25 protein-coding genes and 3 pseudogenes are annotated in these 23,657 nt (G+C 60.0%); 13 read left to right on the plus strand and 15 right to left on the minus strand.

Translation table 11 applies throughout. The features are described from left to right. Positions 1-6 precede the first annotated feature (6 nt). Positions 7-141, minus strand: a complete 135-nt coding sequence (locus OKW26_RS22125; RefSeq protein ID WP_429355174.1) for a hypothetical protein — start codon at positions 139-141, stop codon at positions 7-9. Between the two features lie 246 nt (positions 142-387). On the opposite strand from OKW26_RS22125, the gene OKW26_RS22130 reads away from it, so the two are divergent. Together OKW26_RS22130 and OKW26_RS22135 are read left to right on the plus strand one after the other, a co-directional pair. Then, a complete protein-coding gene (locus tag OKW26_RS22130; RefSeq protein WP_429355175.1) occupies positions 388-921 on the plus strand; it encodes a helix-turn-helix transcriptional regulator in 534 nt (177 codons plus the stop codon). A 329-nt stretch (positions 922-1,250) separates the two neighbouring features. Continuing rightward, a complete protein-coding gene (locus OKW26_RS22135; protein ID WP_090810736.1) occupies positions 1,251-1,664 on the plus strand; it encodes a VOC family protein in 414 nt (137 codons plus the stop codon). A gap of 115 nt (positions 1,665-1,779) precedes the next feature. Here the strand turns inward: OKW26_RS22135 and OKW26_RS22140 are convergent, their stop codons facing one another. The 6 genes from OKW26_RS22140 to OKW26_RS22165 form a co-directional block, all read right to left on the minus strand. Beyond that, positions 1,780-2,178 (minus strand): 2-oxoglutarate dehydrogenase, encoded by a 399-nt coding sequence (locus OKW26_RS22140; protein ID WP_429355176.1) that lies wholly within the window; start codon positions 2,176-2,178, stop codon positions 1,780-1,782. 51 nt (positions 2,179-2,229) lie between these two features. Continuing rightward, complete coding sequence (locus tag OKW26_RS22145) at positions 2,230-4,065, minus strand: S10 family serine carboxypeptidase-like protein (protein WP_429355177.1); 1,836 nt, start codon at positions 4,063-4,065, stop codon at positions 2,230-2,232. A gap of 622 nt (positions 4,066-4,687) precedes the next feature. Beyond that, positions 4,688-5,056 carry a DUF2784 domain-containing protein gene (locus tag OKW26_RS22150; RefSeq protein WP_429355178.1) on the minus strand — a complete coding sequence of 123 codons (369 nt, stop codon included), beginning with the start codon at positions 5,054-5,056 and terminating at the stop codon, positions 4,688-4,690. A gap of 54 nt (positions 5,057-5,110) precedes the next feature. Continuing rightward, a complete protein-coding gene (gene treA, locus OKW26_RS22155; protein WP_429355179.1) occupies positions 5,111-6,784 on the minus strand; it encodes an alpha,alpha-trehalase TreA in 1,674 nt (557 codons plus the stop codon). Positions 6,785-7,145: 361 nt separating this feature from the next. Beyond that, complete coding sequence (locus tag OKW26_RS22160; protein WP_184061795.1) at positions 7,146-7,946, minus strand: transporter substrate-binding domain-containing protein; 801 nt, start codon at positions 7,944-7,946, stop codon at positions 7,146-7,148. A gap of 341 nt (positions 7,947-8,287) precedes the next feature. Further along, positions 8,288-9,043: a DeoR/GlpR family DNA-binding transcription regulator gene (locus OKW26_RS22165; RefSeq protein WP_184045063.1), complete on the minus strand. Its 756-nt coding sequence runs from the start codon at positions 9,041-9,043 to the stop codon at positions 8,288-8,290. Between the two features lie 79 nt (positions 9,044-9,122). Here OKW26_RS22165 and OKW26_RS22170 point away from each other — a divergent pair, with 79 nt between their 5' ends. Next, on the plus strand, positions 9,123-9,722 hold the full coding sequence (locus OKW26_RS22170) for an NUDIX domain-containing protein (protein WP_184023738.1): 600 nt from the start codon (positions 9,123-9,125) through the stop codon (positions 9,720-9,722). Here the strand turns inward: OKW26_RS22170 and OKW26_RS22175 are convergent. Next, positions 9,705-10,439 (minus strand): haloacid dehalogenase type II, encoded by a 735-nt coding sequence (locus OKW26_RS22175; protein ID WP_429355180.1) that lies wholly within the window; start codon positions 10,437-10,439, stop codon positions 9,705-9,707. The two genes, OKW26_RS22170 and OKW26_RS22175, sit on opposite strands and share 18 nt — an antisense overlap. 83 nt (positions 10,440-10,522) lie before the next feature. Between OKW26_RS22175 and OKW26_RS22180 the strand changes: the two are divergent. After that, positions 10,523-10,642, plus strand: a pseudogene (locus OKW26_RS22180) (IS5/IS1182 family transposase); the annotation flags it as partial. Positions 10,643-10,678: 36 nt separating this feature from the next. Here the strand turns inward: OKW26_RS22180 and OKW26_RS22185 are convergent. Both OKW26_RS22185 and OKW26_RS22190 read right to left on the minus strand, forming a co-directional pair. Next, on the minus strand, positions 10,679-11,833 hold the full coding sequence (locus OKW26_RS22185) for an acyltransferase family protein (protein WP_184074451.1): 1,155 nt from the start codon (positions 11,831-11,833) through the stop codon (positions 10,679-10,681). Then, positions 11,833-12,774, minus strand: a complete 942-nt coding sequence (locus OKW26_RS22190; RefSeq protein ID WP_429355181.1) for a sterol desaturase family protein — start codon at positions 12,772-12,774, stop codon at positions 11,833-11,835. The genes OKW26_RS22185 and OKW26_RS22190 overlap by 1 nt, the downstream gene beginning before the upstream one ends. Before the next feature lie 204 nt (positions 12,775-12,978). Here OKW26_RS22190 and OKW26_RS22195 point away from each other — a divergent pair. The 4 genes and pseudogenes from OKW26_RS22195 to OKW26_RS22210 form a co-directional block, all read left to right on the plus strand. Beyond that, positions 12,979-13,343, plus strand: a pseudogene (locus tag OKW26_RS22195) (transposase); the annotation flags it as partial. A 350-nt stretch (positions 13,344-13,693) separates the two neighbouring features. Further along, positions 13,694-14,140, plus strand: a complete 447-nt coding sequence (locus OKW26_RS22200; RefSeq protein ID WP_018422638.1) for an SRPBCC family protein — start codon at positions 13,694-13,696, stop codon at positions 14,138-14,140. 317 nt (positions 14,141-14,457) lie between these two features. Next, a complete protein-coding gene (locus OKW26_RS22205) occupies positions 14,458-14,634 on the plus strand; it encodes a hypothetical protein (protein ID WP_184005448.1) in 177 nt (58 codons plus the stop codon). Between the two features lie 10 nt (positions 14,635-14,644). After that, positions 14,645-14,806: a hypothetical protein gene (locus OKW26_RS22210; protein WP_184061799.1), complete on the plus strand. Its 162-nt coding sequence runs from the start codon at positions 14,645-14,647 to the stop codon at positions 14,804-14,806. A 162-nt stretch (positions 14,807-14,968) separates the two neighbouring features. On the opposite strand, the pseudogene OKW26_RS22215 reads toward OKW26_RS22210, so the two are convergent. After that, positions 14,969-15,894, minus strand: a pseudogene (locus OKW26_RS22215) (aldehyde dehydrogenase family protein). A 1,013-nt stretch (positions 15,895-16,907) separates the two neighbouring features. Between OKW26_RS22215 and OKW26_RS22220 the strand changes: the two are divergent. The 3 genes from OKW26_RS22220 (at position 16,908) to OKW26_RS22230 (ending at position 18,874) form a co-directional block, all read left to right on the plus strand. Further along, positions 16,908-17,348 carry a hypothetical protein gene (locus tag OKW26_RS22220; RefSeq protein WP_429355182.1) on the plus strand — a complete coding sequence of 147 codons (441 nt, stop codon included), beginning with the start codon at positions 16,908-16,910 and terminating at the stop codon, positions 17,346-17,348. A gap of 22 nt (positions 17,349-17,370) precedes the next feature. Beyond that, complete coding sequence (locus tag OKW26_RS22225; protein WP_429355183.1) at positions 17,371-18,459, plus strand: hypothetical protein; 1,089 nt, start codon at positions 17,371-17,373, stop codon at positions 18,457-18,459. Between the two features lie 109 nt (positions 18,460-18,568). Then, the gene (locus OKW26_RS22230) at positions 18,569-18,874 is read left to right on the plus strand and encodes an acylphosphatase (protein WP_429355184.1); all 306 of its coding nucleotides are present in this window, start codon (positions 18,569-18,571) and stop codon (positions 18,872-18,874) included. A 24-nt stretch (positions 18,875-18,898) separates the two neighbouring features. On the opposite strand, the gene OKW26_RS22235 is transcribed toward OKW26_RS22230, so the two are convergent. Next, positions 18,899-19,714: a class I SAM-dependent methyltransferase gene (locus tag OKW26_RS22235; protein WP_429355185.1), complete on the minus strand. Its 816-nt coding sequence runs from the start codon at positions 19,712-19,714 to the stop codon at positions 18,899-18,901. 299 nt (positions 19,715-20,013) lie between these two features. Between OKW26_RS22235 and OKW26_RS22240 the strand changes: the two genes are divergently transcribed. Continuing rightward, positions 20,014-20,286 carry a hypothetical protein gene (locus tag OKW26_RS22240; protein WP_429355186.1) on the plus strand — a complete coding sequence of 91 codons (273 nt, stop codon included), beginning with the start codon at positions 20,014-20,016 and terminating at the stop codon, positions 20,284-20,286. A 9-nt stretch (positions 20,287-20,295) separates the two neighbouring features. On the opposite strand, the gene OKW26_RS22245 is transcribed toward OKW26_RS22240, so the two are convergent. The 3 genes from OKW26_RS22245 to OKW26_RS22255 are packed head-to-tail and all read right to left on the minus strand — an operon-like array spanning position 20,296 to position 22,712. Continuing rightward, a complete protein-coding gene (locus tag OKW26_RS22245) occupies positions 20,296-20,901 on the minus strand; it encodes a cation transporter (protein WP_429355187.1) in 606 nt (201 codons plus the stop codon). Positions 20,902-20,917: 16 nt separating this feature from the next. Then, entirely contained in the window at positions 20,918-21,364 is a 447-nt protein-coding gene (locus tag OKW26_RS22250; protein WP_090810774.1) for a type II 3-dehydroquinate dehydratase, read from the minus strand. Positions 21,365-21,368: 4 nt separating this feature from the next. Then, the gene (locus OKW26_RS22255; RefSeq protein ID WP_429355188.1) at positions 21,369-22,712 is read right to left on the minus strand and encodes an MFS transporter; all 1,344 of its coding nucleotides are present in this window, start codon (positions 22,710-22,712) and stop codon (positions 21,369-21,371) included. A 126-nt stretch (positions 22,713-22,838) separates the two neighbouring features. Between OKW26_RS22255 and OKW26_RS22260 the strand changes: the two genes are divergently transcribed. Continuing rightward, a complete protein-coding gene (locus OKW26_RS22260) occupies positions 22,839-23,624 on the plus strand; it encodes an IclR family transcriptional regulator (protein ID WP_018422624.1) in 786 nt (261 codons plus the stop codon). Positions 23,625-23,657: the final 33 nt, after the last annotated feature.

Raw genomic sequence — 23,657 nt, forward strand, 5'->3', positions numbered from 1 at the left:
CAGCGTTTAACGCTTGCTGCTTACTGCGAAGAACCCGGCCACGTCTGGCCGGTCGTCGCCGGTGCTGATGTAGTTGTAGGCGAACACGACGTTCTTCAGGTAGCCGTCGAACGCGTCGGTGTTCTTCGCGGTATCGTCCACAGCACCGTTGCCATCTCTTTAAATAAATCGAAAAATTTTCGATCGGCCTTTGACGCGAGGTTCAAGCAAAGCCGTGCAACAATGGCCTCGGGTTGCGGTCAGGGCCAGGGGCCGCAGCTAGTGCGTCGTTCCATCAACACGAGGCCTGCCGCTCGATGACAAAGCCTGCCTGGACGCTCCTCATGGCCGCGATCGTTCTTGGCGCGGCGGCGGCCGGGCATCGGCTATCGGTTCTAACGCGAACATATGCCCGGCTCACACGACCCTGCAGTCCCGCCGACCCCCGTCTCGGGCGGCGCCGAAGCACTCGAAGACCCGGCTCTGCTGCGTCGCCTGCTGCGTGCGAAAGACCGCATCGATGCGGCCTCGCACGAAGCCTGGCCGGTGCGGCGCCTGGCTGAAGTCAGCGGCGTGTCGGAAGCGCACTTCGCGCGTTCGTTCAAGCGGGCCTTCGGCGTGCCGCCACACCGCTATCTGTTGACGCGGCGTATCGAACAGGCCACCACGCTTCTGCGTGACACCAACCTCGGCATTACGGACATTGCGTTCGCGACCGGCTGGGAAAGCCTCGGCACGTTCGGCCGCGTCTTTCGCGACATTACCGGCCTGAGCCCGAGCGAGATGCGCGTGCAGGCACGCGCCAATCCCGCTGAACTCGATCGCGTGCCCGCCTGCGTGCTGAAGGCCGCACAACGCCCCGATCTGACGACCGCAGTTCTGGAAAAGCGCCGCCGCGTGGTCGGCGACACTGTCGAGCCTCCTACCAGCGAGACTTCGTGAATGAGGGTATCGATGTGGTCGGCGCGCACGTCGACGATCAGAAGGGACGCAGCGCTCGCGTTCGACGCGCGAGCGCCGCGACACCGATGCCCCGCTGCCTTTGCGAAGCGCTTTAGCGTCTCGCGGCCTCCGGCGGCGTCGCGTGGCCGACCGATCCGATCGGCGCGCTCGGTTACTCGGAGGACGAGATTCGCGCGGTCGTCGCCGAAACCGGCGCGCCAGCGTGCCGAAGGCCGGGCAAACGCCCGAACCTGCCGATCGCAGTTTTGGAGAAGCGCCGCCGCGTGGCCAGCGATACAGTCGAACCCTCAACCAGCGAGGGAGGAGTTATGAATCAGGGTATCAATGTGGTCGGTTTGTACGTCGACGATCAGGATGCGGCGCTTTCGTTCTACGTCGACAAACTCGGCTTTCGCGTCCACACCGACGTGCGCAACGGTGCTTACCGCTGGCTCACGGTCCAGCACCCGGAACAGCCGACTTTCCAGTTGGGACTGTTCGCGCCGGGGCCCCCGGTCCACGATGAAGCGACCGCGCAAACGCTGCGCGCGATGGTCGCGAAGGGGGCGATGCCGCCATTGGTGCTGTCCGTTGCCGACTGTCGCGCGAGCTACGAGCAGTTGAAGGCGCGCGGCGTGGAATTCACGCAGGAGCCGGTGGATCGTTTCGGCAGCGTCGATGCGGGCTTTCGCGATCCGGCGGGCAATGGATGGAAGATGATCCAGGCGGCAACGGGCAAGTGAGCGTGAGCGATCCGCCGCGCGCGGGCGCGGCGCGCAGCCGCATACGGCCGGCGGTGCGTCGCACGATCGCGACGCACCGCCCGCCGTCATCCCGGACCACTGGACTACCGGACTCTCACTGCTGATGCTGCTGCAGATACTGCCGAACGTCGTTCAACGTCACGCGGCCCGAATGCGCGGTATCGATCTCGTCAAAATGCCTGGCGATATAGCCAAGCCCATTGCTTTGCGCCTGGGCCTTGGTGATCGACGAGCCGTTGCTGAGCACCGATTTCGCGCCCAGTCTGCTCTCCACGCGCTGCTGAGCCTGCTGCTGCAGCGTCGAGCCGGTGGTCGGCGCGACCGCGTTGGCACGGTTATGAGGAAAGAACGGACCGTCCACGCCGTGTCCGCCGTTGGGTAGCGTCACGGGCGCCACCGGCTGGGGCGGCAACGCATGCGCACTGCCGACGATCACACCGAGGACGATCAACGCCAGAGTACGTCGCAAGACATCGATTGAAGACATGATCATTCGCCATAAAAAGTAGTCAGAGGGTTTCGCGCGAAGCGAAACCACCATCGATCAGGGCGCGGCCGCGGCGAGCGCCTCGCTCGTCGGCGTGGCGGCTGACGCTTCGTCGGCCCACGGCTGAGGCAGCGTCGCGAGCGTCAGCGCGCCCGCTATCGGCGTGCCACCATAGAAGGCCGCGAGATCCGCCTTCATCTGCGGGCGCGCCACGTCATCCAGATAAATCATATGTCCGCCCTGGAAGAAGTTGACCTGCAGATTCGGGTTGAGACCCTGGACCGTCTTGAGCCGCGCGAGCTGCTTCTCGGTATTGAAGAACGGCGTGGCGAGATCGTGGAAGCCGTTTTCCGCCAGCACCTTCAGTTGCGGATTCAGCTTTAGCGCGCCGAGCAGATCGGGGATCGTGTCGGGCAGCGGCTGGCCGCCGTGCGAGAAATCCCACACCTCGATGATTGCGTCGTTCAGCGGCATGTACGCCGCGTTCGGCGCCGTGTAGCCGAGGTAATCCGGCATCTGTGTCGCCAATGCATTGGTGAATGGCAGTGAGATCAGGATGTCCGACGGGTCGCCGTCGCTCTGCAGACGCGAGTCCGAGTTGGGCAACGACACGCGACCATCGTAGCGGCCTATCGTCGAGCCTGGCACCAGCGTGAGGTTGAACGGATTGATGTTGAAGTAGCCCTGCATCGCCTGCAACGTGAGACCGGATTCGGCGTCCCAGAACTTCTCCAGCCACGTCGGCGGGAAGTTCGGCGGTCCCGCGTAGGTGGGCGCGCCGAGCTGGCTCAAGGTCCAGTACAGCGAATAATTCTTGAACAGGTTGTAGTTGGCGGTCACGAACGCCTCGCTGCGAAGCGCGTAGGTCGCCTGACTCACTGGCGCTGGCGATACCTGGTTGTAGTACGCCGCGACCTCGGCATAGCCAGGCATGTAGCCGCTCAATGTATCGGTTTCGAGCGCGAGCTGGTCGGGCGAACCCGTGATTGCCACCGCCTCGATCGCGTCCGCGAAGTAGTTCAGGATCGAAGACTGCAGCGTGATCCCCGTCAGTTGCACGCCGGCCGATTCGAGCGCGAGCGCGAGGATGTCGGTGCGAGGCGTGCCGTACGATTCGCCGTACAGATAGATCGGCGAGCTGCTGCGTGAATTGACCGTCAGGTAGCGGATGATGAAGTCGCGCATGATGTTCGCGTCCGCATCGGTGCTCCAGTAGGTCTGGTTCGTGTTCGGCAGGATCGCTTCGGAGAGGCCCGTGCCCGGCGGATCGATGAACACGAGATCGGTCGTGTCGATCAGGCTCTCGGTGTTGTTCACAAGCGGATAGTTCGGCCAGCTGGTGCCGTTCAGCAGCGGATCGGTGGTCGCGACGCGCGTCGGCGCGAACGATCCGAGACGCAGCCAGATCGACGAAGAACCCGGCCCGCCGTTATAGACGAACGTCACGGGGCGCGGTTTGCCATTCGTGCTCGGCGCCGTGTAGGCCACGTAGGACATCGTCGCTTCGGGTGCGCCGCTCGTCAGATCCATTGCGGTCAGGTGGCCGGTGGTCGTCGTGTAATTGACGGTGGTGCTGCCGGACGTCCATTGGTAATGCATGATCGCCGCTTTCTCCGCGACCAGCGACGCGGCTATCCCGGACGTCGCACTCGTCGAATAGGTGGTGAGATCGGTGTAGGGCTGATTGGCGGATGGCGTCTGCGGCGCCGACGCCGCTTGCGCCTGATTGGCGACCTGCGCCATGCCGCTTGGTACCGTCGACGCCGACGAACCTCCGTCGCCGCCGCCGCATCCGGCGAGCATAACGATTCCGAGTGTCAGCGCGCTTAGCGCGGCGAGCCGGCCATGACGACGGACGCGACCATCGTCGGTACTCCTTCTGTCTGGTTTCATCTCGTTCCCTGGTGAGTGATACCGCTACACAAAGGCCGCTTTTCGCCGGTCGCGCGCATTGGAGATCGAATAACCCGCACCGCACTCGATGGCACGCAGCGGTTGCATGGACAGCTTTTCGCAGTGCATTAATTCAAAATACTTTCATTAATATTCCCATTCGCTTTCTGAAATTACTAATTGAATGGATAAATGGATTCCCTGTCGATTTATCTCGACATTTCAAGAGAAATTTAAAATTGAATCTTTCCGATGCTTACAGCAAGAGTGAAAATAGGATGCGAAATGCGGTTTTGTCAAGGATCAAGCGGCAATTATGCGATTCAGAATAAAGTCGGATCTTGTGGAGGAGTAGCCCTTCGAGATCGAGCGCTGACGCGGTCGCCGCTGCATGGGGGCAGAAAAACGCTGGTGGATTTATCCGAATTGCATTGAATGGCGACGACGAACTGCGGATTTTCGTGGCTATGTCGTCGGAATTAATTGCGTTTGATAAATATAACTGAATGGTAAATTTAACCGGTGAAAATGCGTCCTCAATAGAATTAAAAAAAGAGCAGGCTCGGGAATTTCCGTCCGGGCGGCGTCGATCGCTTCGGCGGGCGGGGCGGCGGTACGCCCGTCACGCTCGTGGCCGAATTCGGTACCACGTAACAATCACTGCCAGCAAGAACGCGACATAGGCGACTACGAACACCCAGCCCGGAAAGTCGTAATACAGCCAGGCGCTGACCCAGCGCTGTATGAACCCTTGCGGACCGACCGTTCCCGTGCGCAGACGATCCTCCAGAACGGTTAACGGGCACGGCACATTGAGCACCGCAAGGGTCGCCACGATACCGATGGCGAGAACATGTACCGTCCGGAATGTGCGATTGCGCGCCCACGGGAGTCGCAAACCGTGGGCGATCCAGATAGCGAACAGTCCGCCGACGATAAACACCACGATCAGCGCGTGCAGCACGAGAACAATATTGGCGAGCCAGATCATTCCGCTTCCATTGGGACTAGCCGCACGACACTCGCTTGACGATGCCGCGGGGACTCACTGCCCATTGCCATACAGATCGAGCAGCATCAACGTTACGCCATTGGTCCACCCGAAGCCGTCCTGCAGCGGATACTCGCCACCCCCGCCGCCGCCTTCGCCTGCGCCTTCCACGACGTACTTCTCGACGAGCTTGTGCTGCGTGTTGTAGACGTTCTCGACGTCCGCGAGAAAGCGCGTGCCGATCGGCTGCGCGAGGTCGGCGCGTCCGTAGCGCTTGAGGCCCTGAATCGCGATCCAGTGCAACGGCGCCCAGCCGTTCGGCGCGTCCCATTGCTGCGTGGTGTTATAGGTCGACGTCGTGAGGCCGCCCTGCTTGAGCAGCACATTCTGCACGGTCTGGGCGGTCTTCCACGCGCGATCGGGCCACGCCACGCCGGCCATCAGCGGATACAGCATCGCCGGTGTCTGGTTGTCGCGCGACTTGCCGAGTTGCCAGTCGTAGTCGCCGTAGTAGCCGTTGCGATTCCACAGATAGCGGTTGATGCCTTCCGCGCGCCGCGCCGCGTAGCCGATGAACTGCGCGACGCAACGGAAGTCGCGTGTCTCCGAGCAGCCGCGCGCGATCGTCGTCTCCAGATGGAACAACAGGCTGTTCAGATCGACCGGGATGATCGATGTCGTGCGCACCGTTGCGAGCGTCTGGTTGTCGCCGAACCAGCGTGAGCTGAAATCCCAGCCGCTTTCGGCGGTCGCGCGCAGATCGCGGTAGACCTGGTTGGCCGGCCGGCCGCTCGCCTGCGCGGTCTGCACGTCCTCGAGGTACGACTCGTCGCGCGGCGTGTCCAGATCGTCCCAGTAGCGGTTGAGCACGGTGCCATCGTTGAGCACGACCACATTGTGCGTAGCGCCGCCGGGCGGCGTGCTGGACGAGCCTTGCATCCAGTACGCGTACTCCTTGCGCAGCACGGGCAGGTACTTCTGATAAACCTTGTTGCCTTCCTTTTGCGCCGCGAGCTCCACCATATACGAATAGAACGGCGGCTGCGAGCGGCTCAGATAGTACGTGCGATTGCCGTTCGGTATGTGGCCGAACGTGTCGATCATGTACGCGAAGTTGTCGAGCATATCGTCGACGAGATCTTCACGTCCGGACTCCTGCAGCCCCAGCATCGTGAAATAGGTATCCCAGTAGTAGCCTTCGCGAAAGCGGCCGCCCGGCACGACGTATGGTTTGGGCAGCGGGATCAGCGAGCTGTAGTCGGGCGCGCTCGTCGTCGTGCGCGTGAGGCCGTCCCAGAGCCAGTCGATGTGCTCGCGCAGACTCTGGTTCGGCGGCGGCGTGATGCTCTGATCGGGCGGCGGCGTGAAGTACTGGCTGACGAATTTCTGCAGCGAAAAGCCGGGCTGGTTCTTCTGCGTTTCGTATAGCTGGACGATCGCGGCGGGATTGCCATTCGGCGTCGCGTCGACGAACGTCTTCTGGTCGGCGAAGATCTGCGCGGTTTGCACGGCGACGAACAGATCGCCGTACAGAATGTCGGGCGCCGGCGGCAGCGTGGCGCCCACCTGGGTATCGGCCAGACAGCTCGCGGATGAGAAGACGAGCGAGGCGATGCAGGCGACGCCGAGCGTGATCGGCGAACGCCGCGGCACGAAGTACTTACTTGAGCTGGGGAAGAGATGGGCGGTTGATGCGTTGCGGCTGCGAGACAGTGATTGAATGCTCATGATGCCTCCAAGGTTGTGGGCATTTCACTGGTCTCATCGCGTGCCATTCGCGGTCGTCTCCCGGCGACATGCGAGTCCGACACGAGGTGGCCGGATCAATGGCTCCGAAAGCATCGCACGCTTTCGAAGCATCAGGCAACTGCGGCGCAGCAGAGCGTGCATGCATTCAGCACGAAGAATGAAACGTGATGAACGAGGGAGAAGGTGCGCGTAATGGCGTATCCGCGCTTGCTTCGTGATTCGAAGCAATGGAAGCGTTGATCGCGAGCGATTGCGCGGCAGAAACCGCTCAGCGAGCAAGCGGCGTACCCGCGTCGACCATTCGGCAGGTCGGCGCGGGTACGCGAGAACAACGAGAAAATTACTGCGCGATAGGCTGAGTCACGTCCGTGCCGAACCAGTGCATCGAGATCTTCTTGAGCGTGCCGTCCTGCTTCATTTGGGTCAGCGCGTCGTCGAGTGCTTTCGCGAACTTCGGATTGTCCTTGCGGAACGGGATGCCCATTTCCTGCTCGGCGCCTTTCAGCACCGCGCCCGTACGCAACGGCAACTGCGAGTTCTTGATGATGTACGGCAGCATCAGCCGGTCGTCGATCGTCGCATCGATACGCCTGGCGGCGAGATCGCGCAGTTTCTCGGGCGCACCCGGATAAGTTTGCACGTTGATGCCAGGTACCGCTCGGGCCATCTGGTCGTAGTTGGTGCCGAGCGTCACGCCGATCTTCTTGTCGCCCTTGAATTCGTCGAGCGATTTGAACTCACGCTTGTCGTCCGCCCGTTGGATCAACTGCGCGGCCGAGTACGTGTACGGCTGGCTGAAATCAAGAACCTGTTTGCGTTGCGGGGTAATGGTGACCTGATTGACGATCACGTCGAATTTGCCGCTTTGCAGCGCCGCGATAATGCCGCTCCACTCGGTCGGAATGAATACCGGCTTTACGCCGAGCTTCGCCGCCACGGCTTTCGCGACATCGACGTCGAAGCCTTCGAGCTCGCCGTCCTTGTTGCGCGAGTCGAACGGCGGATAGGTGCCTTCGAGACCGATCTTCAGGACTCCGGCCTGTTTGACCGAGTCGAGCAGATCTTCGGCATGAGCCGCGACCGCGGTAAAGCTGAGAGCCGAGAGCGCCAACGCGTTTATAAGCAGCTTCGAAAGTTTCATTGAGTGTCTCCTCTGTACTTGAGTATCAGGCTGCACAACGCAACGATTTCACCATCGTGTCGGCAACCCGGCAGTGTCGCTTCGTGGAACAAGCCGGGTTGCGCGCGTCATCCTAGCACTTCAAAAGTCGCCTGTTTGATCTTTGTTCGGAAGCGGCCGCGCGCGGATGAAACTCCGGCTTCGAAAAATCGCAGCGGCGCGATCTCGTGGTGGATAGACTGAATGCGATCGATGGACTCTATTGTCCTCGTCCGACCGGCGCCTTCTATGTCTATCCGTCATGCGCGGATGTGATCGGGCGGCGTACGCCCGACGGACGCGTGATCCATGGCGCGCCACCCCTACGCTCTCACCACAGTCACCCCAGCCGCTTCGATCGGCTTCGTCAATTCCGCGCGGGTCTTCTTCTCGACCACGATGGTCTGCGCGAGTTTGATCTCGCCGATCACAAACCGCGATGCGGCGTTCAGTTTCGACGATGACGCGAGCACGACCGTTTCCGCCGCCCGCGCGGCGAGCGCGCGCTTGATCGCGGCTTCCTCGAAGTCACCGGTGCTCAGCCCAGCGCTGGGATGCACGCCTGTCACCCCCATGAAGTACAGGTCGGCATGGATGCGCGAAATGCCTTCCATCGCGGCGGCACCGACGGCCACGATCGAATGTTTGTAAAGCCGGCCGCCAATCAGGATCACCTCGACACAAGGATGCGCGGCAAGCGCCGTGGCGACGCTCGGACTATGCGTGACGATGGTCGCGTGCAAATCGGACGGCAGCGCCTGGACCAATAGCGCCGACGTGGTGCCGCCGTCGACGATCACGGTTTGCCCCGGCGCGATCAGTTCGACCGCTCGCCGAGCGATGCGCCGCTTGGCGAGCGTCTCGATGTCCTGACGCTGCTCGAATGACGCGAGCGCCGCCGACGCGGGCAACGCGCCGCCGTGGACGCGCTGCAAGCGCCCCTGCGCGGCCAGTTCGCGTAGATCGCGGCGGATCGTGTCTTCCGACACGCCAAACGCCGCGCTCAGCTCGCCTGCCAGGACCTGCCCGTTGCGCGCGAGTTCGTCGAGGATCGCTTTCTTGCGTTGGGTCGTCAACATTGCTTTGCACGAAATATCTTGAAACTGCACGAAGTTGCACGATACCATGAATCATTGTCCATGGTCGACAGGAGGCGCCATGACCGCAACGAAAGACCGGGTTCGCATCGTCGGAACGACCTTGCTATCCGACGACTGGTACACGCTGAAGAAGGTGACGTTCGACTTCCTGCGTCGCGATGGCACATGGCAGCGGCAGAACCGCGAGACCTACGATCGCGGCAACGGCGCGACGATCCTGCTGCACAGTCCGCGCACCGGCAACGTGATACTCACGCGACAATTCCGCATGCCCGCGTTCGTGAACGGTCACGACGGCATGATGATCGAAGCGCCGGGCGGGTTGCTCGACAACGCTTCGCCGGAAGAACGCATCCGGCTCGAAGTCGAGGAGGAAACGGGGTATCGCGTGGGTCAGGTCCACAAGATTTTCGAGGCCTACATGAGCCCGGGATCCGTAACCGAAAAGCTCTACTTCTATGTCGGCGAGTACGACGCGTCGATGCGGGTCAACGACGGCGGCGGCGTCGAGGATGAAGGGGAAGATCTCGAGGTGATCGAAATGCCGTTGCAAGCCGCGTTGCGAGCGGTCGACGCAGGGGAAATCGTCGACGGCAAGACGATCATGCTGTTGCAGTACGTCGCCTTGCGTGGGTTTGCATCAGCGCGCGCAGCCTAGTTGCGTCGCGAGTTCGTGCAGATCGTCGACGATGAAGTCCCACGCCTCGTCCGCTTTCAGATCGCTCGTCTGTTGAGGGCCATGCTCGGTGGGCCGCACGACGAACGCGGTGCTCAAGCCGACGCGCCGGGCAGCGGCGAGATCGTTGTTATGTGCGGCCACGAGGCATAATTCGCGTGGCGCAATGCCGAGGATTTCCGCCGTTTCGCTATAGACCAGCGGCGAGGGTTTATAAGCGCGGACGACTTCGGCACCGAGAATGGCATCCCAAGGCAGACCGGCACGCTTTGCGATGTCCACCATCAGGCGAATGTTGCCGTTGGATAGCGGTGCGATGATGAAGCGCGCCTTCAGGCGCCGCAATGCGTCGACGGCATCGGGCCAGGGGTCCAGCCGATGCCAGGCCAGGTTCAACTCATCGATTTCCGGTTCGGGAACGTTGGCGATGCCGAAACGCGCCAGCACTTTGACGAGGTTTTCCCGGTGCAGCACGTCGAGACGCACATACGGTCTGCGTCCGCTACGCACTTCTTCCATCGCGGGCGAATACTCGCGTCGCCATGCGTCCGCGAAGTCGGATGCGTCGAGATTCGGCGCGTGCCGCTGCAGAAACGGTTGCGCTTCGCGCGCGACGCCGCTTCGCCAGTCAACCACGGTTCCGAAGACATCGAACACGAAAGCTTTGATGGCGGTTTGATGTGTCGAGTCGATGCCCATGACCTTCCTTTGTGGCTCTGACGGGAACCACCCATCTTAGAGGCGTGTCAGGAACTTCGCGCCAGACCTGGTATCCTGGCGGCATGAAAAAACGCAGGCCCTACCCAACGGATGTATTGGATGAAGAGTGGTATTTCGCTGCTCCGTATCTGACCTTGATGAGCAAAGACGCCCCGCAGCGCCGCTACGAATTGCGCGAGATTGAATCTCTGCGGCTGCCTATCCCCGCCTTCTGACGATCATTCGAGGGTCGGCGACTTCGTGATTCGGACCGCGGGCGCCGGTACGAGATATCGCCCCCCCGGTACGGCGGCGGCAATATGCAACGCACCGGTTTCGATACGGTCCAGCAAGCCGCGCAGTTTCAGGGCACGCTTTTCGACGCCATGCCACGACATCATTGCAAAGAGAAGTGTGAGGGCGAGGGAAATCGGAAAATGAACGTACCAGGTGAGGGCGGCCGGGGCAAGCATCGCGGCCACAGTTTGCTGTATCGGGAAACCGTAAAGAAAGATGCCGTATGAGTAGTCACCGCTTGCGACAAAGCGGTGGCGTCTTGGTTGCGTGAGTCCGAGAAAGACGGTCAGATAGGCGGCGGGCAGCGCCGCGAAGTAATCCGCGCCGCGAACGGATAGGCAAATCACTGCGACGAGGCCAGATAGCACACAGAGCCATGAACTCCAGACGATCCGGTTGCGGAACTGGTACGCGCAAACGCCATAGAAGAAACAGAGAACGAGCATCGGTCCGTGTACGGTCATACCAGCCGAACCGGAACGGTGCGCAAGCGCAACGAGTAAGACGTTCGCACCAATCGATGCGGCGAGTAAAAGATGCGGTCGTTGTGCCATGCCGGCATACGACGCAATAGTCAATGCGACGTAACAGGCTAGTTCGAACGGTAACGTCCACAATTGCTGATTGATTGCATCCGGCCAAGGATTGTTGGCGAACATACCTGGCAGCGCGAAATGGACGTCTCCGAGAATGTTCAGGAAGTACGCCCGGAACTCGGGATCAGTGAAATATTGATGAAGTGGAAGCGTGGTAAAGAACGGCCCGATCAGCAATGCGGCGATCAGCGTGTCGACCGCCAATGCGGGTAGCAGCCGCAGTACCCGCAGCCCGCAGAAGGAAACGATCGTGCGGCAACGTTCGAAGCTGCCGGCAACCAGGAAACCGCTCAGAGCGAAGAACATTGGCAAGATTAGCGCGAGCGGTGCTCGTGCAGGCCCGGACCATACCGCTTGAGTGAACTTGTGACCATAACAGACGTTGATGGTGTGGCTCGCGACCACGAGGACGGCGAGCACGAGACGCATGTAGTCGAAACCCGATGGCCTGTTTTTCGCATCGGCAAGCCGCGATCCGAGTGTCGTTGCGAGTGGGGACATCACTCCGTCCTCCGTGGGGATGGGTCTTGCACGGCGGTGGCGGGTAGCCTGACGGTGAATGGCATCAGCAGATAATCAACCAGACCGTCAGGTTCATCAGTGTAGTCAAGACCGACATCGGGCCATTCGCCTTTCTTCGGGAAGTGTGCGGTCCCAAACAATACGTCCCATAAGGTCACGACTGCAGCGAAATTTCGGTTGTAATGGCGCAACTCGACTGAATGATGAATTCGATGAAATCGATTGTCTGGGAACAGATAGGAAATCGGGCCAAAGCTGATGCGTGTATCGGCGTGCTCGAAGGTGCCCTGAATGAGTATCATCATGCCAATCAACGACCATAGGAATGGAGGATGGAAGTCGATCAGTAGTGCCATTGGAAGCGTGACAACGAGGGGACGGAGCAACTCCTCCGATACATGCATATTGCAGTTCCACACATTCATCTCGCGAATCGAATGGTGGACCTGGTGGAACCGCCATAAGAAACCGAACGTATGCTGCGCGCGATGGAACCAGTAGTACAGCAAATCACCAATCAGTATCGCCCCAGCGATAGCAAGGGCGATGCTGGTGGCGCGCCAGACTGGCCGCGGCGAATCCAATACGCCGTCAAGCGATATCGAAAAAAGCGGTCGGATATGCAGTGCGACGATCACAGAATGATAAAGTTCGAAGAAAAGCCCACCTATAAACAAATAACAAATGTGAAACAGAATGCCGCGCGCGCGTGATGCAAACGACACCTTGCCATACGGCAGCATTATCTCGACGGCGACGCAGAGAATAGAGGCAACACCTACGCGCTCTCCCGCACGCAAGGTATGAGCAACATAAGTCAACACATCGAACGTTTGCATCTTTTTCCCCGATTCGAGATGTGGAGGTCTTCGAATGCTGTGCTGCACAACGCTGCCATGAGGATGAGGATAGTGGGACACGGGTGCTCTCGGGGGCGCATCACACCGTCAGTTTCGGCCATCATTCAGCGGGTATCGCCTATATGTAATACGAATTATGTTTTATGGCCGTACGTAAACGGCGGTTTCAAGGTCGAAGCGCAACGGCGGGTTTAATGTTTAGAGCCTTGATTGAGCTGCTGAAGCAAGTGTTGGGGCAAAGACCTCGAATGGCGAATGGAAGGCGCGTTTGATCGTTTCGTGACGGTCTACGCGGCGAAATATCCGAAGGCAACGGAAACGTTGAAGAAGGACCGGGAAAGCCTGCTGGCGTTTTACGACTTCCCGGCTGAGCACTGGCAGCATTTGCGGACCACGAATCCGATTGAGTCGACGTTCGCGACGGTGCGACACCGTACGACGCGCACGCGCAACTGTGTGTCGCGACCCACCTTCCTTGGTCTGGCATTCAAGCTGATCGAGGAAGCCGAGAAAGCCTGGCGCCGCGTCAAGGGCCCGAAAAGATCCAGCTGTTGCTGGAAGGCATTGCCTTCAGGGATGGCGAACCGGTGAAAGACGATCAACCGGTTCAGCAGAAACTCGCCGCCTGAAGTCCCTGCTCATCAAGTTGCCTATACACCATGCATGGACGCCCCCGGCTTGCCAAGTTCTCATTTGCAACGGATTGAAGGTAACGATTGCAGCCATGCATCCGGACTTCAATGGCCGGCGTAGGCCGGCGGTCCCTGATGCGTTGCAATCATCGATCATCTAAAAAGGACGGGGACGCTATGGCGACCGGGGACGCTTCGACCGCAACGCAGTCCGTATGGGGCGATGCATCTGCTAAACGAGTGTCAACCCGTCTACGGGTTTTGCCTGGTCTCGTGCGTGTCGATTCCCGCAACGCGGGCGCGTCGTGACAGTATATTCAACCCCTCCCGTGAAAGGCATACTCATCATGGCTACCGGAACCGTCAAATTCCACCGTGTTTTGCGCACGACGCCCGAGCGTATCTATCGCGCATTCCTCGAACCCGCCGCGATGGCGAAATGGCTACCGCCGTATGGCTTCACCTGCGACGTGCATCAGATGGATGCGCGCGTCGGCGGCACCTACAGGATGTCGTTTCATAACTTCGGCTCGGGCAAGGGGCACTCGTTCGGCGGCGAGTACATCGAACTGGTGCCGTTCGAAAAGATCCGCTATTCGGACCATTTCGACGACCCGAATCTGCCCGGTCAGATGCACACGACCGTTTCGTTGCGGCAGGTGTCGTGCGGGACCGAACTGAACATCGTGCAGGAAGGCATCCCCGAGATGATTCCGGTCGAGATGTGTTACCTCGGCTGGCAGGAGTCGCTCGCGCAACTGGCGAAGCTGGTCGAGCCGGAGATTGCGGACTGACATTCAATAACAGCCGCTTGCTCCGCCATCGAGCAAGTGGCCCGAGGACACTTTATTCTCCCCGCCAAACGACCGTCCAGTGTTCAACCGCTTCGCGACGGATTGAATGCTATTCCGCGAGGTTTTCCGATTGGGCGCCGCCGAATCTCCGTTGCGGCGAGGCGTTCTCATCGTTGGCATTGTTTAAGCTTGAATTAAGCCACGCTACGTACTCTTCGGACCGAAGCATGAGACGACAACGGCCCGACGGGGCGCATTCTTTCCGTCGAGGTATGAGCGCGACAACTCGGGGCATTCCCAGACAGAAAGAGGTTGAGATGATGTACTTGATTACCGACCTGAAAATGGTCGAAAGCTACGGTCGCATCAAAGCTGACAGCGGCGATGATGCGCTGCATGAGTTTGCGGTCAGCGAGGGCTTCCTCGACCTGATGGAGTTCGCCTCCGCCCGGCCCGCGTTCGCCAACGATTTGCTCGCTGTTCAACTGCAATAAGGGGACTGACGTGGCCATGACTTTGGGGCAGGCGCTGGTGCACGCCGAGCAGCTGGAAGTCTACGGTGTGATTTCCAGGGCGTCGCAGGCGCTCATCCGGCTGATGCAGGAGTACCGAGTCGTAGTCGGTGTGGAACAATACGAGCAGGTCGCAAATATTCGTCGCTTTTAAACCTATGCTTTTCTACGGGCATCGACTGGCCGGACGTCGTGCGAAATCGCCCCAACTGACGAATGGACCCTTTCACTCAACCATGCGCACGATGCGCTGACCTTGACGGCATCGCGCGCTGAACCTCCGCACCGGGACTCAAGCTCGGTACCCATCGAGCCGCTAAAAGATAAAACCGGTGTTCACGAACTTCGAGTGATGATTCGTGACCATCGTATCGAGCAGCGTCTTGTTCAGGTCGGTCTCTTTGGCCGCGACCATGGCGCGAATCGAGAACGCGCGCAACGCATCGGTGACCGATAGCGTACCTTCCGCAGAATCCTTGCGGCCGGCAAACGGAAAGACGTCTGGGCCTCGCTGGCACTGGCTGTTGAGATTGACGCGGCACACCTGATTGACGAGCGGGTCGACCAGCGAGCCAATTTGGGCAGCGTCGGTGCCGAAAATGCTGACCTGCTGACCGTGGTCCGAAGTGATGACATACTCGAGTGGTGTATCGATGTCATCGAACGGCACGACTGGGATGATCGGTCCGAACTGCTCCTCACGATAGAGCGGCGAATCTGGCCGATGGTGCCCTCGGCGATGACAAAGCGCGAGTTGCTATTGTCTAGCTCCTTGAGCGCCGAGATAGTGTCTTGCATATAGCTGATGGTGCGGTCGAACTCCTTCTGCGAATCGGCAAGGCTCTTGCCGATTTCCCATATGATCAGATTCACAATCTCATGGCGCGTGGCCGCCATGAGACGAATGAAGTCTTGCATGCAGCCGATGCGCTGCGCGACTGTCATCGTTGGCCACTCACCGCGGCCGTGATCGTAGGCTCGCACGGCCGCGTTCAGCGCAGCATCGCTCTCGACCTCGCCCATGACCGGATAACTGCCAATTACGACCTGTTCAGCGTCGCCGGAAACTTGTCGCACGCAGACTGGGGACTGCACGTTCTTGCAGGCGCCATCCCATGCCTTCAGTTCTCCATCGACGAGCGAGACGCGCTGATGAATCGGCTCCGCGAGGCGGGCGGAATCGGGAATATCGTCGGTGACTGGAAACAACTGCCGGAGGTTCTCGAAGTCAATATTTGCCACGTTTCGCTCCTATGTTCGTGCAGTACGCGGTGGTCCGCCAGGTGTTGGGCATTGCTCGAACGCAATCAATGCGACCGTGCCTACCCGCTGGTGACGTAACGGTACCTGTCGGACCGATCATTGGGTCGTGCGCAAGCGACTGTGCCGGTGTTTGGTGGCTGTGCTTCGCGGCGGGCGCAAGACACAGAGAGAAGCATAGCTAATGGCAGAGAACAGAGTTGAAGACGAACCGTGTTCAACACCTGATGAACGGTGAAGTCGGTTCCGACAGTGATATCACGTGGCGCGGCGCGGCACCGCCGAGCTTGCGGGCGAGCTTAGTCAGCAGCTGCGGAAATGTCCTCGTAACCGGATTCGATTAGATTCGTCATCGTGGTCTGCAGTTCGACCAACGGCGTAGCGGTCACTGCGGTCGCTACCCCGTCGGATTTCGGAAGCAGTCCGGCGAATGCCGCCATTCCCGTCCCGCATGCTGTTAGGAGTATGGTGGCAGCAAGTACGGCTGCACTGCCGCGCAGCGCTTGCTTGGGAGCGAAGTCCGCAAAACATCGCATCATGGCTATCTCCGGTTGACGCAGTTTCTGGACGCAAAGACCGTGCCGACGGAGGGGCTGTCAGGCAGGCGTGCCGCTAACGGGCTGCGTAGGCGTTGAATGCTCGCGTGACAGTGGCGACGTGGACTCGGTGGTGGGACTCGCCCTACACTTTGACCGGGCAGCGACGGTCCGAAACCAACATTTCGCTGCGGAGAATTGCGCCCGCATGTTCCTGAAATTGCCCGGCAAGCGTTCAGGGATTGTCCTGTGGCGCTCGCTTGACCAACCGTATGTGCGAGGCAGCGAGGAACCCGGCGATAGTTCACTTGTTGCGAAGTCCACGCGACACTTCTGCGGCCTACGCACCGATATACTGTTTCCTCCTACCGAACAGCTGTACTAACATCGAGTAACGGTTCGAGCATTGACGACCGGGCGGGCGGGGAGGCGAGTGTGTTTTCCCCTTGGAGAGCCAGGATGAAAGAAAACTCATCTCGTGAAATCGTCGAACTGCTGACAAAAGTGGTCGGGCGCAGCGCCACGCATGTACCCAGGGGGCAGAGCCGCCGCAGTGCCTCAAAAGCGATTGACCGGCTTGAAGAGATCAAACGGAACGCCGCGTTTGCTCGCCAATACGAATCAGCACCGGAACCACTACGCGAATTGGTGATGAGGCGGGCCGTAGAAGTCCACGACCTGGCGATTGCACGAGATTACGCGAGCGCCCTCAATGCCCTCGGTGCGGTTGTCGATTTCCTCTATCAACATCTTGTAGACGACTCCGGCTCAGCAACGCCGCCGAGCAAACTGGCAAGCATCGATTTGAATGCCGTTCACCGGGCTCTTCAATTCGGAGGTCTTCCGGGACAGTCGCAGCAGGACCCAGATGACGACAACCCACCGCCAGTGCGTCGCTGAACTTGCCAAGGGATAATCTCCGATGCTCTCGGGCCTATCGAAACTGCTGGACAAAGCATTTGTCCTCGGCTTCTTTTTGCCGGCCCTGCTTGGCTTTACAGGCTTTCTCGCGGCAAACGCCGATATCCCGGCATTTTGCGATTTGCTACACAAGGCGACCTCGGACAGCGACAAGGTTGGAAGCCTGTTCTCTTTCCTCATCATCGTATGGGTCCTATCGCTGATCCTGTTGGTATTGAACAACTGGTTTTATCAGGTCCTCGAAGGATACAAATGGCCATTCAATCGCGAGGCCTGGAAGCGCGATGAGCGAAATCGCCGCAATCGTCAGCTGGACCTCATAGAACGCCTCCGTACGGAACTCGCTACAGAGAACAGTACAATCGAGCGGCTTAAAGCCTCAAAGGAATCGTTGGAATACAGAAAGGCTGAATCGAACCGAGCCACCGTAAGGGCGAGGCTGTACCGCAACCAGGAGCGGAACGCCCGTGATTTCCCCCGGCATGAAAATCTCGTTCTTCCTACGGCCTTTGGGAACACGTTGCGTGCATTCGAGGGTTACTCGAGCGAAGTCTATAAGGTTGACAGCATATTCGTATGGCCGCGTCTTCTTGCAGTCATCCCAAAGGACTATCAGGCAATCATTGCGGATTCGAGAGCGCCAGTTGACTTTCTGGTCGGACTCGTCGTTCTGGGTACCTTTACGTCCATCTTTACCTTGGTGCGAGCGATTGACATCTGGCTTGCCGACGGACTGGCCGGTAATTACCTGTTGGCGGATCTTTTTCAGAACGCTGCGATTGCGGCCGCCATTGCGGCAATTGCGTATCGGCTTGCGATTCTTGAGGCAAGAAGCTGGGGCGACGTTGTCAAATCAGCGTTTGACCTTTATCTGCCGGCACTCGCTGAGAAGTTAGGTTTTGTTCTCCCGACGTCCCAGGCCGCACAGCGGGAGTTCTGGGCGGCATGGAGCACGCAGTTCCGCTTCCATGCACCGGCAAATACCGCGTGGTGGACACGTATCAAGCCGGTGACGCCAGCAGCAACGACGAAGGCGGATTGGGAGGCGACAGACTCGGCAGGCGAAACCGACGAGGTGCGCGGAGGTTGACTGTCGAATTCGCGATTCGTGTCGAGCAGAGCTTTTGCTTCCGGACTGACAGCGACAGCGATCAGAGGCAATTGCGCTGCGTCTTATCCGACCTGGAGTTACGTGCATCATGACGCCACAGTTCGATACCGATTTACGGACCAGACTGGTCAGGGTATATGGCCACGTGCAGGGGGTAGGTTACCGGCAGGCTTGCATCAACGAGGCCACGGCTCGAGGCATCACGGGTTGGGTGCGCAACCGGATGGACGGTTCGGTCGAGGCTGTGTTCCAAGGACACGCTGAAGAACTCGAGCGAATCTGCGATTGGCTGGTTGACGGTGCGCATGCAGCTCTGGTGGACCGTCTGGAAGTCCAGGAACTATCGCCACCAGTAGCCAGGTTCGATGAATTCAAGCTCGCCGCGACGGTCTAGTTGAGTTGAGTCAACCCGCTCGCCCTAAGGCTTGAGTGCGGAAGCCAGAACGCAGCTCATCGGAAGCCGCAGGTCCCCAGTATCGCTGCGATACGCCTCCGCCTCGTGTGCGACTGCCCGTTCAATAGACGCTAGCGCGGTCGGCGTCTGCGCGTGTAGCAACGCGGAAACCCGCACGCCACCACGCAGGAGTGCATGAAAAGGTGTATTGGGAGCACGAAGCACGAGCGTGAGGTCCAACTCCCGCACCTCCGGTTGGACGAACCCGGCATCGAGCAACAGGCGCTTCGATTCCTCCCAATCGCTGAATCGGAAGAAGGGCGGTCCCGGCGGGACGGGTACGTCGGTCGTCCCGTGCTCCTCGACCGCCTTCAACACCATGCCGAAGCCAACCGCCTTGTTCGGTGTCGCCCATACCGTGAAGGCGATTCTGCCGTTAGGTTGCAGTACACGAAACGCCTCCGCGAGTGCGCGCTCGGGGTGCGCAAAGTGCAACATTCCGAAGCTGATCCCCACTGCCGAGAAGCTTGCGTCGGGAAATGGCAAATCCTCCGCGTCGCCGACGCGGAACTCAAGTGCCGGAAAGACGCGTCTCGCCTTGTCGACCATCGCGACCGAAAAATCCACGCCGGCGACATCCGCGCCGCTGCGCGCGGCGGCCGCCGCGAGGTAGCCCGGGCCGCAGGCGACGTCGAGAAAACGGGCTCCGCGCCGAATGCAGAGGGTCTCGAGCATGGCCTGGTTCGACTGGGCGGTCAAATCACCAAAATACTCATGATAGGCCTGCGCGACCCGCTCCCAACCTTCGTGCTCGAAGGTACTGAAGTCGAGTTGTCCCATGCTTACCCCCACCGGTTTTACACGTTGGCAACCTTTAGCGCATACCTATGTTCCTCGTAATCCGTATGTCTGGCTATCGGGGAAACAATCCAGGCGGCGACAGAGAAAGCGAACGAATGTGTGGTGCGACGCACAACCATCGTCGTCTAAAGCCGCCAGACTTTCGCGCGTCGGCGCTGGCTGACGCACCCCCACGAACCGATACGCCTGCTTTCTCTCTGGCGCTTCGCATTTCAGCGCCAGGTCGCGAAACGCATCACTTGCGTTAGACTGGCTCGAGCAACCGGGAGGAGACCTGGATGATACGCAAGACGCTTAATGCCTCGCAGCTTCAGCAGGAGGTCAGTCGGCGACTCCATCGACTGCAGGAAATCGTCGAGGATGGCGTGAAGATTCGCGTGCCGCGGCCGCAATTGCAAGAGGCTGACAAGACAGGCTGCAACTGGAATATGGCCCACTTCGGTAACGCTATCGGCTTCGAGCGCGACATCGAGGGCGTACTCAAGGCCATGCGTGCGGAATACAACCTCAGTACCGAAGTGAAGGACACCAACAACCCGTTCGGGGACTAGTCGCGAAAGTTACAACCAGCGCGGGTCGCGCGTGGACGCCACCGTCAGCCAGCGGTCCGGGCCCGATTCGCCGATTGCGCGCGAGATCCTGTCGCGGATCTGGTCGAGATGGCGGACGCCGGCGTGCTCCATCGCCTCGGGCAACACGATATGCACCTCGACGAACAGGCCGCGGCCGACGCGCGTCGCGTAGTGCGAGTGCTTGACGAAGCCGCAGTCGGCGGTCAGCTGTTGCATCAGGTCGCGCAGCCCGCGCTCCAGATCCGGCGGCGTGATCAGCAACACTTCCTTGACCGCGCCGATCACGGTTCCGATCGGCATCGGGATCAGGACGAGCGTCAGTAGTGCGAGCACGCCGGGGTCGATGTACGGTGTCAGGTGGCCGTGCCCGATTCGTTCGAGCAGCCATGCAATCGAAAACGCCAGCAACAGCGCCGCGCTGACGCACGCCGACATCAGCCAGTTCTTGATGTCGAGCCCTATCAGTTCGGAGTCGATCGCGCGATTCACGCGCCGCTCGCGCAAGAACATGAGGAAGGCGAACGTGGCAACCACCACTGCGTAGAAGACGCCCCAGCCGAACTCGGGCTCCATCGAGGAGCCCGCGTGCTTCATGGATAGAGGAGCCGGCTCAGGTCTGGTTGCCCCACAGATCGTCAATCGCGCGGATTGCCAGCAAGTATCCGTTTGCGCCAGCCCCGCAAATTACCGCGGTAGCCGCCACCGAAATCGTCGAGTGACGATATTCCTCCGAGCGTCGGTGAATGTTGGTGATATGCAATTCCACTACTGGTCGGCGGATGAGCTTGACTGCGTCGAGCACCGGAATCCGACCGAATGAAAAGCCGGCTGGATTGATGATCAGCGCGGCGTCCTGCAAGAATGCTTCCTGGATCCAGTCGATCAACTCGCTTTCGCTGTTCGTCTGTCGGAATACGCAGTCGAACTCGAGGGCGTCGGCCAGCGCGAGGCAGTTCTGTTCGATGTCCTTCAGCGTAGTGCTGCCATAAAGATGAGGCTCCCGCGCGCCCAGCATGTTCAGGTTGGAGCCATTGAGGATGTAGAGTTTGCGAGTCATGGTGTCAGTGTGTAGAAGAGCGTTCCAGGGCCGTGTCTTTGGTTTCCCGGGATATTGCGATCATCAGGAAGGAGATCAGGTTCAGCGAGCCGCAGACCGCTACGATGGCCCAAGGGGAACCGTTAAAGGCATTGAGCAGCGCCACGGCGACGATTGGCATCGGGCCGCCGGTGAGCAGGTTGGCTCCCGAGTACGACAGTGCGGACCCCGTGTAGCGCGCATCGGTCGGAAATGACTCGGCGAACCACACCGGCTGGATGCCGCTCTGGAACTGTGTGAAGCCGAGGAAGGCGCCCATCACGGCCATCGTCATGGCGATCGAGTTCTGGTTGAGAATCGGAAAGTAGATCAGGCAGCAGATCAGCGTGCAGAACGAGCCGATCATCAGTGCACGTTTGCGTCCGATCCGATCGCTCAGATAACCGCCCGCCAGCGCTCCCGCGATGGCACAGACATTCGCAACCATCAGCAGCATGAAACCGGTCTGCTTTGGTACGCCGAGGTGTTTCGTCAGATAGCTGAGCGAGAAAACCACGATCAGATAAAACAGTGCGGCCGGGCCACAGAAGAACAGCGTCAGGCGAAGCGCGGTGCGCCAGTGATATTTGAAAACGGTGCCTAGCGGATTGGCAGCGCGTGTGGGCGAGCCACTCTTCCTGAGCGCCTCGAAGGCGGGTGTCTCGCTAACCTTCCTGCGGATGTAGATGCCCAGCAGCACCAGCACAAAGCTTGCGAGGAACGGGACTCGCCATCCCCAGGAGTCGAAGTCGTCCGATGAAAGCAACGCGGCCAGTGTAAAGAGCGAGAAGTTGGCGAGAATCTGGCTGAGTGGCGAGCAGATGCCAAGCAGGCCCGAATACCAACCGCGTCGGTTAGCAGACGCATGCTCGACCGCCATCAGTTGCGCGCCCGTCGACTCGCCGCCAAGCGCGAATCCCTGGATGATGCGCAGTGTCACCAGCAACGTCGGCGCGAAGATGCCAACCTGGTGGTAAGTGGGCAACAGCCCCATCAGGAACGATGAAGCTCCCATTACCGACACGGTGATAAGCATCAGTTTGCGGCGTCCCCAACGGTCCCCGAGCATCCCGCAGATCACCGCGCCTAGCGGGCGTGCGGCCAGCCCTGCCCAGAAACTAGCCAACGACGCGAGCAGCGAGGCGGTCGGGTCCAGCGATGGGAAAAACAGCTTTGGAAAGATCGTGGCCGCGACCACACCATACAGCGCGAAGTCGAACCATTCGAGCGCCGTTCCGACGGTTGCGCCTGCCACCGCCCGACGCGCCATCAAGTGAGCCTGCGCGGACTGTTGTTCCGCGGCAAGGCCTGAATCAGCAAAAAATGACATGTTGTCTCCTGAATTCCTCATATGTCGAACCGTTCGTTCTGGCGACGAACAAGTGCTATTGTTTGCGCTCGGAAAGCGAGGCGTTCCGCACCGGAACTGCATTGCACATAATGAAAATCACGCGAAATGTCGCTCAAAAACGGCCTGAGAATTCTTGATTTCCTGGCGACGCAAGCCGAAGGCGCGGGTCTTCTGGCGATTGCCGACGCTTTGTCCCTGCCCCGCAGCACGTGCCACCGCGTGCTCGCCGAGCTCATCGAAGGCGGCTATGTCAGGCAACTGGTCGATCACAGCCGCTACATTCTGACAATGCGTATGACGTCGAACGGGCTGGAATTCCTGAGCCTGACGGGCATCGCGGATATCGCCCAGCCGATCATCGAACGCGTCGCTGCGCAGACAGGTGAACTGGCGCGGCTGTCGTTGGTGGACGGCGAAGCAATCATCTGGGTGGGGAAGGCGGACGGACAGCGCATCGGCTTTCGCTACGATCCTGACATGGGCCAGGCAGCACGACTTTCATGCACGTCGACCGGACACGCATGGCTGATGACAATGACTGACGAACAGGCGGCGGCACTGGTTTTGAAGCAGGGTTTTGGACAGCCCAATGAGTTTGGACCCAATGCGCCGACGACGCTCAAGGCGCTGCTGGGCTTCCTGCACGCTGCGCGCGTGCGTGGCTACGCGATGATCGACGAGGTGTTTGCCCCGCGCATGTCAGCGGTGGCGGTGCCCGTGGTGAGCGGCTCGCGTTGCGTCGGCGTCATCAGTTTGGCCGGTCCGCGGGTGCGGCTGACGACCGAGAAGATTCACGAGTACTCGATGCTGCTGCGCGAGGCGGCGAATGAACTGGCCCAGCTAAGCAATATGGCGGGATTCCCGAGTCGGCCGCCGCTCGGCAAGGGATGACGAGACACAAGTGTAAAGCCATCCGACCGGCGA

It is taken from the genome of Paraburkholderia sp. 32 (genome assembly GCF_050435345.1).
Lineage (GTDB): Bacteria > Pseudomonadota > Gammaproteobacteria > Burkholderiales > Burkholderiaceae > Paraburkholderia > Paraburkholderia tuberum.